This window comes from Kitasatospora sp. NPDC023120 (assembly GCF_055560835.1).
Window position 1 is genome coordinate 1 of record NZ_JBVHHY010000017.1, and the last position, 12003, is coordinate 12003.

Consider the following 12003-nt stretch of genomic DNA (forward strand, 5'->3'; position numbering starts at 1 on the left):
TGCAGATGTCGCAATCCACACCGAGCCAGAAGGCCCTCACTCATTTCAAGATCACCCGACCGTGAACCCCGTCACCAACCTCCGTGGTCAGTACAGCTAGCGCTCGTCCGACACGGCGACCCCGGCCGCGGTGACCCCGAAGCTGCCGCCCGCCACCCGGGCGTGCAGCGCCTCGCCGCCCGCGACCTGCGCCGGGTCGGTCACCACCGTGCCGTCCGCCTGCTGCAGCACCGCGTAGCCGCGCTCCAGGGTGGCCGCCGGGGAGAGCGCGACCACCCGGGCCAGGGTGTGCCCGAGGTCGCTCTGCGCGTGGTCCAGCCGGTGCCGCAGGGTGCGCCGGGCCCGCTCCAGCAGGCCGTCCACCTCCTGGCCGCGCCCGTCCAGCATCCGGTGCGGGGCGGCCAGCGACGGGCGGCTGCGCAGCCCGTCCAGCCCGTGCTGCTCGCGCTCGACCCGGGCCAGTACGTGCCGACGGGCGCGGTCGCGCAGCTGGCGGACCTTGGCCAGCTCCTCGCCGACGTCCGGAACCACCCGTTTGGCGGCATCGGTCGGGGTGGAGGCGCGCAGGTCGGCGACGAAGTCCAGCAGCGGCTGGTCCGGCTCGTGCCCGATCGCGCTGACCACCGGCGTACGGGCGGCCGCCACCAGCCGCACCAGCCCCTCGTCCGAGAACGGCAGCAGGTCCTCCACGCTGCCGCCGCCGCGGGCCACGACGATCACGTCCACCTCGGGGTGCTCGTCCAGCTCCCGCACCGCCGCGCACACCCGCTCCACCGCGCTGACCCCCTGCACCGGGACGTTGCGCACCTCGAAGCGGACGGCCGGCCAGCGCCGCCGGGCGTTCTCCAGCACGTCCCGCTCGGCCGCCGAGCCCCGCCCGGTGACCAGCCCGACGCACTGCGGCAGGAAGGGCAGCGGCTTCTTGCGCTCGGCCGCGAACAGGCCCTCCCCGGCGAGCCGCCGCTTCAGCTGCTCCAGCCGGGCCAGCAGCTCGCCCAGCCCCACCGGCCGGATCTCCGAGGCGCGCAGCGACAGCTGCCCGCGCGCCGCGTACCACTCCGGCTTGGCGTGCACGACGACCCGCGCGCCCTCCTGCACGACCTCCGCGACCTGCTCGAACACCGAGCGGAAGCAGGTCACCGTGAGCGACACGTCCGCCTGCGGGTCGCGCAGGGTCAGGAACACCACGCCCGCCCCGGGCCGACGGCTGAGCTGGGTGATCTGCCCCTCCACCCACACCGAGCCGAGCCGGTCGATCCAGCCGCCGATCAGCGCGGAGACCTTGCCGACCGGGAGCGGGGCTTCGGGGGAGCTGGTGTTGGCCATGCGTACGAGGCTAGCGGCGCGGGCCGACAGTTCCCGGGGAACCCTGCACGCCGAGCACCACCAGGCCGATCGCCAGCCAGCACAGCCCGGCCAGCTGGGCGGTGGTCGAGGCCTCGTAGACCACCGCGCCGATCACCGCGATCCCCAGCAGCGGGACGACCAGGTGCCGCAGCCGGTCCCGCGAGCCGTGCCGCACCGTGTACCAGCCGATTACCGAGGCGTGCAGCAGCGCGAAGGCGGTCAGCGCGCCCACGTTCACCACCGAGGTCAGCTGGTCCAGCCCGTCGTCCCGGTTCGCCGCCCAGACCGCCGCCGCCATCGTGATCACGGCGGCCGCCAGCAGGGCCCGGCGCGGCACCGCACTGGCCGGGTCGACCGTGCCGAGGACGCGCGGCAGCCGCCCATCCCGGCCCATCGCGAAGACCAGCCGCCCGGCCGCCGCCTGCCCGGCCAGGGCCGCGAAGGCCGCGCCGATCGCCTTGCTCGCCGCCACCAGCACGTGCAGCCAGTGCCCGACGCCGCTCTCCACGGTGTCGTAGAAGGCCGAGCCCTGCGCGGCCGGGTCGGCGGCCAGCTGCTGCGGGCCCGTCGGCTCCAGCAGCGCCGCCAGGTAGGTCTGCGCGACGAACAGCACCCCGGCCAGCGCCAGGCACCACAGCACCGCCCGGGCCACCGCCGCCGAGGAGCCGACCGCCTCCTCCACGAAGGTCGCGATCGCGTCGAAGCCCAGGTAGGAGAGCACGGCGACGGACACCGCCGAGATCACCGCGGTCAGCGAGAAGTCGCCGACGGCGGTGAACGGGGTGTCCCAGCCGCGCCGGGCACCGTCCTGGACCAGCGCCACCACCGCCGCCGCCACGAACACCGCCAGCACCGCGATCTCCATCGCCAGCACCGCGAAGCCGACCACCGCCGCCGTCCGCACCCCGATCAGGTTGAGCGCGGTGGTCACCACGACCGCGATCGCCGTCCACACCCAGCGCGAGACGCCCGGCACCAGCGAGTGCAGCGCGATCCCCGAGAACAGGTAGGCCACCGCGGGGATCAGCAGGTAGTCGAGCATCGCCATCCATCCGGCGATGAACCCCGGCCCCTCGCCCAGCCCGGCCCGCGCGTAGGCGAACACCGAGCCGGTCTGCGGCACCGCGCGCACCATCTGGGCGTACGAGAAGGCGGTGAATCCCATCGCGACGGTCGCGGCCAGGTAGACCGCGGCGACCGCGCCGTGGCTCTTGGCGTCCAGCACACCGAACACGCCGACCGGGGCCATCGGGGCGATGAACAGCAGCCCGTAGACCATCAGATCGCGGACGCCCAGGCTGCGGCGCAGGCCGCTCGGCGTCGCCTGCCCGCTCACAGAGCTCATAGACACCACATTTGAGCACTCGCGGTCGGCGCCGCACGGAAAATGTCCGCCGTCGGCGCGGCTCGCCGCCGCGGGCGGCGCCGCTCGCCGCCGCCCGTACGATGGAGCCATGTCCAACACCGCGCCGCGCCGTGTCCTGCTCGCCGCCCCCCGGGGCTACTGCGCGGGTGTCGACCGCGCCGTGATCGCCGTGGAGAAGGCCCTGGAGCAGTACGGGGCGCCCATCTACGTCCGCAAGCAGATCGTCCACAACAAGTACGTGGTGCAGACCCTGGAGAAGAAGGGTGCGATCTTCGTCGACGAGACGGAGGAGGTGCCCGAGGGCTCGATCGTGGTCTTCTCCGCGCACGGCGTCGCCCCGTCCGTCCACGACGAGGCGCGGGCCGGCAAGCTCGCCACCGTCGACGCCACCTGCCCGCTGGTCACCAAGGTGCACAAGGAGGCCGTGCGCTTCGCCGACGAGGGCTACGACATCCTGCTGGTGGGCCACGAGGGCCACGAGGAGGTCATCGGCACCATGGGCGAGGCCCCGGACCGGATCCACCTGGTGGACGGTCCCGAGGACGTCGCCAACGTGAAGGTCCGGGACGAGTCCCGGGTCGTCTGGCTGTCCCAGACCACCCTGTCGGTGGACGAGACCATGGCCACCGTCGGCGAGCTGAAGAACCGCTTCCCGGCGCTGGTCAGCCCGCCCAGCGACGACATCTGCTACGCGACCCAGAACCGCCAGGTCGCGGTCAAGCAGCTGGCCCCCGAGACCGACCTGCTGATCGTGGTCGGCTCCAAGAACTCCTCCAACTCGGTCCGCCTGGTCGAGGTCGGCCTGGAGTACGGCGCCAAGGCCGCCCATCTGGTGGACTTCGCCGAGGAGATCCGCGAGGAGTGGCTGGAGGGCGTCACCACCGTCGGCCTGACCAGCGGCGCCTCCGTCCCGGAGATCCTGGTCGACGGCGTGCTCGAGTTCCTGGCCGCGCGCGGCTACGACACGGTCGAGACGGTCAAGACCGCCGAGGAGCACCTGACCTTCTCGCTGCCCAAGGAGCTGCGCCGCGACCTGCGCGCCGAGGCGGCCGGCAAGCTCTGACGCTTCCGCGGAGCCCGGCACCCCGTCAGCGGGGTGCCGGGCTCTTCGCTGTGCTGTCCGTCGCTGCTCGGCTTCCTGTCGCTCGTCTGCTGTGCGGGCCCGTGCACGCTCTCGTAGCTTTGTTCACAGGCTGTGGACGAGCGGTCCGGGCCCCGGCGGAGGGTGGACGTGATGACGGCGGTATTCGGCGTGGACATCGGCGGCTCGGGGATCAAGGGCGCGCCGGTCGACCTCGCCCGGGGCGCGCTCGCCGAGGAGCGTTACAAGGTGCTCACCCCGCAGCCGTCCGCCCCCGAGGCCGTGGTCGCCGCCGTCCGCGAGGTGGTCCGCCACTTCGACCACCGGGGACCGGTCGGGCTGACCTTCCCGGGCGTGGTGGTCGACGGCCGCACCAGAACCGCCGCCAATGTGGACAAGGGCTGGATCGGGCTGGACGCCGAGGGCCTGTTCCGCGAGGCGCTGGACCTGCCCGCGACCGTCCTCAACGACGCGGACGCGGCGGGGTTCGCCGAGCTGACGCACGGCGCGGGCCGGGACCAGTCGGGCGTTGTCCTGGTGCTCACCTTCGGCACCGGCATCGGCAGCGCGCTCTTCGTGGACGGCGCGCTGGTGCCCAACACCGAGCTGGGCCACCTGGAACTGCGCGGCAAGGACGCCGAGCGCCGGGCCTCCTCGGCCGCCAAGGAGCGGCACGGGCTGAACTGGGAGCAGTGGGCCGGGCGGGTCGACGAGTACCTGGACCTGGTGGAGATGCTGTTCTCGCCGCAGCTGATCGTGATCGGCGGCGGGGTGAGCCGCAAGCACGAGAAGTTCCTGCCGCTGCTGAAGCACCGCGAGGCGCGGGTGGTGCCGGCGGAGCTGCGCAACGACGCGGGCATCGTCGGGGCGGCCATGGCGGCGGCCCGGGCGGCAGGCTGAGGCCCGCTCCCCGGTGGGCCCCGCAGCGGCGCGGGAGCGGCTTCAGCGGGAGCGGTGGATCCGGCGCTGGGCGACGAAGCGGGCGAGCACGATCAGCGCGGCGAGTCCGGTGCCGGAGAACAGCCAGCCCGCCCGCAGCGCCAGGCCGGTCGCCAGCGAGACCAGCTGGGCGGTGACGCCCGAGGAGCCGACCGGGGCGAGCAGCAGCAGGGCCAGGGCGAAGGCGATCGGTCCGCTGATCGGCGCGGCCAGCAGGTCGGCGTAGCGGACCCGGACGGCCAGGTGGAAGCAGACCACCAGGTAGCCGAGGCCGAACAGCCAGCCGAGGTCGTCGAAGAGCAGCCGGTCCACGCCCGCCACCGCGAGCGTGGCCAGCACGGCGGCGACGCCGGTGCCGACGGCCGTCAGCCGGGTCGGCCGACCGGTCCGGCGCCGCCCGTACACCCGCTCGTCGCCGCGTCCGCGCAGCGGCAGACGCAGTCGCGGGGCGGGCGGTCGGGCGGTCCCGGACGGGCCGGCCACCGGGCGCAGCCGGGAGGCGGGCGCGCCCTCGGCGGTCCCGGGAGCCCGGCCCGGACCGGGGACGGCGGCTGCGGCCGCGCCGTTCGGCGGACGGCGTCTGGGCCCTGGCGGCTGGGTTCGGATGCTCTGCTCCACCCGCCCAACGTACGGTCCGATCATCGCCACACTGTGTAATGGACCGTTCAGGTCCCGTCCCGTGTCTCCGGACGGTGCAGTCATGTGATCGTGACTCAGGTGGACCGACCTGCTCGGCCGGGTCCGCGAACCATGATCATCGGACCGCCGGTATCGGGGCGTGAGGCAGTGCGGGCGCTGCCCGTAGACTTGGGGGTCGGCCCCCACGGTGCCGACCCAACTCCTCCAAGCCCCCGGGACTGCGCTTCATGTCGCTCACGATCGGAATCGTCGGCCTGCCGAACGTCGGCAAGTCGACCCTGTTCAACGCCCTGACCAAGAACGACGTGCTGGCGGCCAACTACCCGTTCGCCACCATCGAGCCGAACGTCGGCGTGGTCGGCGTCCCGGACGAGCGGCTGACCAAGCTCGCCGAGATCTTCGGCTCCCAGCGCATCCTCCCGGCCACCGTCGACTTCGTCGACATCGCCGGCATCGTGCGCGGCGCGAGCGAGGGCGAGGGCCTGGGCAACAAGTTCCTCGCCAACATCCGTGAGTCGGACGCGATCTGCCAGGTCGTGCGCGCCTTCACCGACCCCGACGTGGTGCACGTGGACGGCAAGGTGTCGCCCAAGGACGACATCGAGACCATCCACACCGAGCTGATCCTGGCCGACCTCCAGACCATCGAGAAGGTCCTGCCGCGACTCCAGAAGGAGGCGCGCCTCAAGAAGGACACCGCCCCCGTGCTGGCCGCGGCCGAGGCCGCGCAGGCGATCCTGGAGACCGGCAAGACCCTCTTCGAGGCCGGCTTCGACACCACCCCGATCCGCGAGCTCCACCTGCTGACCGCCAAGCCCTTCCTCTACGTCTTCAACGTGGACGAGGACGAGCTGGCGGACGAGGACTTCAAGAACGCACAGCGCGAGCTGGTCGCCCCGGCCGAGGCGATCTTCCTCAACGCCAAGATCGAGTCCGAGCTGATCGAGCTGGACGACGAGGAGGCCCTGGAGCTCCTCCAGTCCATGGGGCAGGAGGAGCCCGGCCTCGCCACCCTCGCCCGGGTCGGCTTCGACACCCTCGGCCTGCAGACCTACCTGACGGCCGGCCCCAAGGAAGCCCGCGCCTGGACCATCAAGAAGGGCGCCTCCGCCCCCGAGGCCGCCGGTGTCATCCACACCGACTTCCAGAAGGGCTTCATCAAGGCCGAGGTGATCTCCTTCGCCGACCTGGTCGAGACCGGCTCCATCGCCGAGGCCCGCGCCAAGGGCAAGGCCCGCATCGAGGGCAAGGAGTACGTCATGCAGGACGGCGACGTGGTGGAGTTCCGCTTCAACGTCTAGTGGTATTCCGAGAGGCCGTCCGGCCCGCGCGACGCGGGGTGGACGGCCTCTCGGCTTTTCCCGACGGCCTTTCGGGCGCGCTCAGCAGACGAAGCCCGGCGAGTTGGACCAGAACGTCAGGAACGACCAGGTCTGGGCGCCGATGATGCCGTCGACCGTGATCTTGGCGCACACCTGGAACCGTCTCGTCGCGGCGTCCGTCACGGGGCCGAAGTCGCCGTCCACGAGAAGGGCCTCTCCGGTCAGTGAGGAATTGAGGTAGCACTGCGCCTGTTTGACCGCGTCCCCCGACGAGCCCTGCTTGAGCGTCGGCCGGGAATTGGTGAAGTTGCAGCGCTGGGTCGGGGTTTCTGTCACTTTCGGAATTCCTTTGCGTTCGGACCCGAACTTGTGGGCGGCGTGTCCGGGCATTTCCAGAGAAGCACAGGCCCCTGGGGGGCGCAGCCCAGTGGAGCCGCAAACGCGGCCACGCGTGCACCGATTGCGACGGGTGGCCCCGCCGGGTCATCGCGCGACGGTGAGGATCGGGGCGATGGAGGCCGCGGAGTGGGCGACGACGCCGGTGAGCATGCCGAGGTGGTCGAGGCGCGGAGAAGCCGCCCGTCGACGGGTTGGCGTCGGCGACGGGGCGAACGCTCAGCCGAGCAGGTGGGCGTTGACCGCGCGGGCCTCCTCGGCCAGCTCCGGCAGTTCCACCACCTCGACCCCGGCCGCCTGCAGCAGCGCGGTCCCCTGGCAGTCGGTGACGAAGAGGTCCGGCTCGCGCCAGGCGACGACCACCCGCGGCACGCCCGCCGCGATGAGCAGCCGGGCGCACGGCACCGGACGGGAGGCGCGCTGCCCGCACGGCTCCAGCGAGCTGTAGACCGTCGCCCCGCGCAGTCGGGGGTCGCCCGCCGGGAGCTTGGCCAGGGCCGCCTCCTCGGCGTGGTCGTGGGCGTCCGCCTCCCGGCTGTAGCCCTCCGCCAGCACCTCGCCGTCGGCGCCGACGATCACCGCGCCGACCGAGAAGGCCGTCTCGGAGGGCGGGCAGCTGCGGGAGAGCTCGACGGCCCGGCGCAGGTGGGCGAGGTCGGCGGTCGCGGGGCGGTTCACGGCGCGGGCTCCTTCGGGGCGTACCTGAGCAGGACGACGTCGCCCACGGTACGTGCCTCCAGCAGCCGCATCCGCCGGGCCGGGCCGCCGGGGAAGGCGGCCGGGCGGACGAACCGGGGCGCCTCGGCCTGACCGACCAGCAGCGGGGCGACGGCCAGCTGCAGCTCGTCCGCGAGGCCGTGGGCCAGGAACTGGGTGTGCACGCCCCCGCCGCCCTCGACCATCAGCCGGCGCACACCGCGCGCGCCCAGGTCGTCCAGCACCGCGCCCAGGTCCACCGCGCCGCCGAGCGCGACCACCTCGGCCAGGCCGTCCAGCCGGGGGCGCAGCTCCGCCGCCCCGGCGTCCGTGGTGTAGGCGAGCTTGGCGCCGCCGGTGTGCCAGAACCGCAGGCCGGCGCCGAGGTCGCCGCTCGCGCTGAGCGTCACCTTCAGCGGGTATTCGGGTCGGCCCGCCGCCAGCCGGGCGGCCCGGCGCGCGGGGTCGTTGACCAGCAGGCGCGGGTTGTCGGCGCGCAGGGTGTTGCCGCCGACCAGGATCGCGTCGGCGGCCGCCCGCTCCTCGTCCACCCGGTCGAAGTCCGCGGCGTTGGAGAGCAGCAGCCGGTCGGGGGAGGCGTCGTCGAGGTGGCCGTCGAGCGAGACGGCGGCGCTCAGCAGGACGAAGGGGCGCTGGCCGGGCATGGGCGGGGACCGTTCTGTCGGGGGCGCCTCCACGGTACGGCGGCGGGGTGCCGCCGGAGTGCCCGGCGATCGGAATGTGAGACGGATCTTCTCGCGATGCGGGACGAGGAGTAGCGTCGAGGTGTCGAGGAGAACGGAAGACCGACCACGCTCCAGGGGGATCCCATGTCCGGACCGCAGCCCTCCGCCGTCTACACCCACGGCCACCAGGAGGCCGTGCTGCGCTCGCACCGCTCCCGTACCGCCGCCGACTCGGCGGCCTACCTGCTGCCCGAACTGCGGCCCGGGCAGGCGCTGTTGGACATCGGCTGTGGGCCCGGCACGATCACCGCGGACCTGGCCGAGCTGGTCGGACCGAGCGGTCGGGTGGTGGCCGTGGACACCTCCGCCGAGGTGCTGGAGCAGGCCGCCGGGTACGTCGCCGCGCGAGGCCTGGCCGGCGTCGTCTTCGAGCGCGCCGATGTGCACCGGCTGCCGTACCGGGACGGCGAGTTCGACGTGGTGCACGCGCACCAGGTGCTGCAGCACGTGGCCGATCCGGTGGCCGCGCTGCGCGAGATGCGACGGGTGACGGCGCCCGGCGGCGTGGTCGCGGTCCGGGACGTCGACTACGCCTCGATGACCTGGTTCCCCGAAGTGCCGGCGCTGGACCGGTGGCTGGAGCTGTACCGGCGGACCGCCCGCGCCAACGGCGGCGAGCCGGACGCGGGCCGGCGGCTGCTGTCCTGGGCCCGCGCGGCCGGCTTCACCGAGATCGCCGCGAGCGCCACCACCTGGACGTACGCGACGCCCGAGCAGCGCGCCTGGTGGGGCGGGATGTGGGCGGACCGGGTGACCGGCACCGCGCTGGGCCGGACGGTGGTCGAGCGGGGCTACGCGGAGCGGGACGAGTTGGAGCGGATCGCGGCCGGCTGGCGGAAGTGGAGCGCCGCCGGGGACGGCTGGTTCTCGATGCTGCACGGTGAGGTCCTGGCCCGCGGCTGAGCGGCCCGGCGGGGCGCGGACGAGGCGCGGACGGGGGCTCAGGCTGCGGGCTCCGGGCGGGGCGCAGGTGTTCGGAACGATCGGGTAAAGTCGCGCGACCGTTCACATTCGGGCCCGTTCGGGACCGAGCCATGGTGCCGAACGCCGAGGCGACGCCCGCCCCGGCGGGTTGGGGGAGTCCACGTGTCCAAGCCTGAGTCCGAGCTGCCCGCCCCGGGGTCGGAGCCGCCCGCGCGGACGGGGACGGACGCGGGGACCGGGACGGACGCGGACGCCGCCGCAGCGGCTCCGGCGGCGGGCCAGGACCCCCGGGTGGACTTCCGCAAGCAGACCGACGAGTCCGGGCCCGAGCCCGCCCCGGCGGACGCCGAGGCCGCCCCGGCCGAGCCCGCCCCGGCCCCTGCCCCCGCGCCCCCCGCCGACCCCTGGGCCGCCCCCGACTTCACCGCCCCCGCCCCCGCCGCCGCGCACCCGCAGGCCGTCCCGCCGCCCTCGGCCGCCCCGCCCCAGCCGCCGCACCCGCTGCCCGCCGGCGGCTGGGCCTCCGTCACGCCCTCCGCCCAGTCCGGCTTCCAGCCCGGCCCCCAGCCCGGTCACCCGTACGCGCAGCCCTTCGGCCCCGCCCCCGCGCCCGGCCCGGCCCCCACCAACGGCTTCGCGGTCGGCTCCCTGGTGACCGGCCTGGTCCTGGTGGCGCCGCTGGCCCTGGTGTTCGGCATCGTGGCGCTGGTCCAGATCAACCGCCGCAAGGAGCGCGGCCTCGGCATGGCGGTGACCGGCGTGGTGCTCGGCACGATCGGCACGGTGCTGATCTCGCTGCTGCTGGGCGCGGGGGACTTCAGCTCCGCGCGCGGCCCCCGTTTCGCCCAGGCCCCGAAGGCCCCGGCCGGCTCCGTGCACTGGTCCGACCTCAAGGTCGGCGACTGCTACAGCTCGCCCGACGGGGGATCGGTGACCGACGGCGACGGCGACGAGACGGTGTCCTGGGTGCGCCGGGTGGCCTGCGCCGATCCGCACCACGGCGAGGTGGCCGGCACCGTCAAGCTCCCCGCGAGCAACGGCCCCTACCCGGGCGAGAGCGACGTCCGCGAGTCGGCCGCCCGGCTGTGCCGCAAGGTGCTCGACGACTACGCGCTCGACCAGTGGACCGTCCCGGACGGCATGGACGACGTCTACCTCTACCCGACCGCGAGCAACTGGGCGGCCGGCGAACGGTACGTCACCTGCGCCTTCGAGGACCGCGACGACCAGCACCGGGGCACGGTCCGCACCGACCGCGGCAGCCTGACCGCGCCTCAGCTGTCCTACCTGGAGGCGGTCCGGGGGTTCAACGACGCCTACCTGGACGAGCCGAAGAAGGACGTCTCCGCCGCCGAGGCCGACTACCGGAGCTGGGCCCGCCGGATGGCCCTCGCCTCCCGCAACGAGGCCGCCGTGCTCGGCTCGCCGGCCGCGAACTGGCCGGCCGACGTCCAGCCGAAGATCGCCAAGCTGACCGAGGCCCAGACCCAGGCGGCCGCCGCCTGGGACGCCGCGGCCGCCGCCGACGACCTGGAGGGCGGCATCCGCCGCGCCCAGGCGCTGGTGGCCAAGACGGCGCCGGTGACGGTGGACATCCGCCGTTCGCTGGGCCTGTCCACCGGCGAGCAGGCGCCCGACCTGCGGGTCTGAGCCACCGGCCATGGTTACCAGCCGTTAACAACGCCTGTACCTGCCAGTAGCGAACGGCGCGTAGCGTCGCGGGTGTGCCCCCGGCCCGACCCCCACGCGAGCCGGGGGCACGAGGGCATTCGCCGTGTGCCCCGGCGAGCGCCGGATACCCTCCCGCCATGGGCACCTACCGGGTGATGCGGCAGGACGACAACGGCAACCGCTTCGTGGTCGCCAAGGACCTGGACGGCGCCGAGGCGCGGCGGCTGGCCGACGAGCTCGAGGCCCGCGGCCACAAGCAGCTGTACTGGGTGGAGGAGTCCGGTGCGGCCGGGGATGCCGGGACCGGGCACGGCGCCGCCCGGAACGCCTGAGGCCGTAGGGTCGGGGCCATGGACGCCACGCACCCCGCATACCCCAGGGACCGGGCTGCCGACCCCTCCGACGGCCCCTCCGCCGAGCCCCGGATCGTGGTCGGCGGCGCGCTGGTCCACGACGGGCGGGTGCTCGCGGCCCGGCGCAGCGCGCCCGAGGCGGTGGCCGGGCGGTGGGAGTTCCCCGGCGGGAAGGCCGAGCCCGGCGAGACGGAGGCGCAGGCGCTGGAGCGCGAACTGCTGGAGGAGCTGGGCGTCCGGGCGCGGGCGCTGAGCCGCCTGCCCGGCGCGTGGGCCGTGCGCCCCGGCTTGGAGCTGCGCTTCTGGGCCGCCGAACTGCTGTCCGGCGAGCCGCGCGCGCTGCAGGACCACGACGCACTGCGCTGGCTGGGCCCGGACGAGCTGGACGCCGTCGACTGGATCGACCACGACCGGGACGTGCTGCCGTACGTCGCGCGTCTTCTCACCGGGGCGGGAGCCGCGGGCGACGCGCAGTCCGCCGGGTAGGTCAATCGGACAAGACGACCCGGCGGCCGGGATAGCC

Annotated in this window: 11 protein-coding genes and 1 pseudogene; 7 read left to right on the forward strand and 5 right to left on the reverse strand. The window is 74.2% G+C overall.

Annotated features, from left to right (window positions below; all coding sequences use genetic code 11):
* Window positions 1-96: 96 nt before the first annotated feature.
* Both xseA and ACZ3TI_RS24340 read right to left on the reverse strand, forming a co-directional pair.
* On the reverse strand, window positions 97-1326 hold the full coding sequence (gene xseA / locus ACZ3TI_RS24335) for an exodeoxyribonuclease VII large subunit (protein WP_465729509.1): 1230 nt from the start codon (window positions 1324-1326) through the stop codon (window positions 97-99).
* A 10-nt stretch (window positions 1327-1336) separates the two neighbouring features.
* Window positions 1337-2692: an APC family permease gene (locus tag ACZ3TI_RS24340; RefSeq protein WP_465729511.1), complete on the reverse strand. Its 1356-nt coding sequence runs from the start codon at window positions 2690-2692 to the stop codon at window positions 1337-1339.
* 109 nt (window positions 2693-2801) lie between these two features.
* Here ACZ3TI_RS24340 and ACZ3TI_RS24345 point away from each other — a divergent pair, with 109 nt between their 5' ends.
* Both ACZ3TI_RS24345 and ppgK read left to right on the forward strand, forming a co-directional pair.
* Complete coding sequence (locus tag ACZ3TI_RS24345; RefSeq protein ID WP_465729513.1) at window positions 2802-3776, forward strand: 4-hydroxy-3-methylbut-2-enyl diphosphate reductase; 975 nt, start codon at window positions 2802-2804, stop codon at window positions 3774-3776.
* Between the two features lie 171 nt (window positions 3777-3947).
* Entirely contained in the window at window positions 3948-4694 is a 747-nt protein-coding gene (gene ppgK / locus ACZ3TI_RS24350) for a polyphosphate--glucose phosphotransferase (protein WP_465729515.1), read from the forward strand.
* A gap of 42 nt (window positions 4695-4736) precedes the next feature.
* Here the strand turns inward: ppgK and ACZ3TI_RS24355 are convergent, their stop codons facing one another.
* Window positions 4737-5351 (reverse strand): DUF6542 domain-containing protein, encoded by a 615-nt coding sequence (locus ACZ3TI_RS24355; protein ID WP_465729517.1) that lies wholly within the window; start codon window positions 5349-5351, stop codon window positions 4737-4739.
* Between the two features lie 248 nt (window positions 5352-5599).
* On the opposite strand from ACZ3TI_RS24355, the gene ychF reads away from it, so the two are divergent.
* Window positions 5600-6673 carry a redox-regulated ATPase YchF gene (gene ychF / locus ACZ3TI_RS24360; protein ID WP_465729519.1) on the forward strand — a complete coding sequence of 358 codons (1074 nt, stop codon included), beginning with the start codon at window positions 5600-5602 and terminating at the stop codon, window positions 6671-6673.
* An 81-nt stretch (window positions 6674-6754) separates the two neighbouring features.
* Here the strand turns inward: ychF and ACZ3TI_RS24365 are convergent, their stop codons facing one another.
* Window positions 6755-7030, reverse strand: coding sequence for a peptidoglycan-binding domain-containing protein (locus tag ACZ3TI_RS24365; protein ID WP_465729521.1), 276 nt, complete (start codon window positions 7028-7030; stop codon window positions 6755-6757).
* Window positions 7031-7309: 279 nt separating this feature from the next.
* Window positions 7310-8451, reverse strand: a pseudogene (locus ACZ3TI_RS24370) (dihydrofolate reductase family protein).
* 165 nt (window positions 8452-8616) lie between these two features.
* On the opposite strand from ACZ3TI_RS24370, the gene ACZ3TI_RS24375 reads away from it, so the two are divergent.
* The 4 genes from ACZ3TI_RS24375 (at window position 8617) to ACZ3TI_RS24390 (ending at window position 11966) form a co-directional block, all read left to right on the forward strand.
* Window positions 8617-9435, forward strand: a complete 819-nt coding sequence (locus tag ACZ3TI_RS24375; protein WP_465729523.1) for a methyltransferase domain-containing protein — start codon at window positions 8617-8619, stop codon at window positions 9433-9435.
* Between the two features lie 183 nt (window positions 9436-9618).
* Window positions 9619-11106 carry a DUF4190 domain-containing protein gene (locus tag ACZ3TI_RS24380; RefSeq protein ID WP_465729525.1) on the forward strand — a complete coding sequence of 496 codons (1488 nt, stop codon included), beginning with the start codon at window positions 9619-9621 and terminating at the stop codon, window positions 11104-11106.
* A gap of 158 nt (window positions 11107-11264) precedes the next feature.
* A complete protein-coding gene (locus tag ACZ3TI_RS24385; RefSeq protein ID WP_465729527.1) occupies window positions 11265-11459 on the forward strand; it encodes an SPOR domain-containing protein in 195 nt (64 codons plus the stop codon).
* Window positions 11460-11477: 18 nt separating this feature from the next.
* On the forward strand, window positions 11478-11966 hold the full coding sequence (locus ACZ3TI_RS24390; protein WP_465729529.1) for an NUDIX domain-containing protein: 489 nt from the start codon (window positions 11478-11480) through the stop codon (window positions 11964-11966).
* Window positions 11967-12003 lie beyond the last annotated feature (37 nt).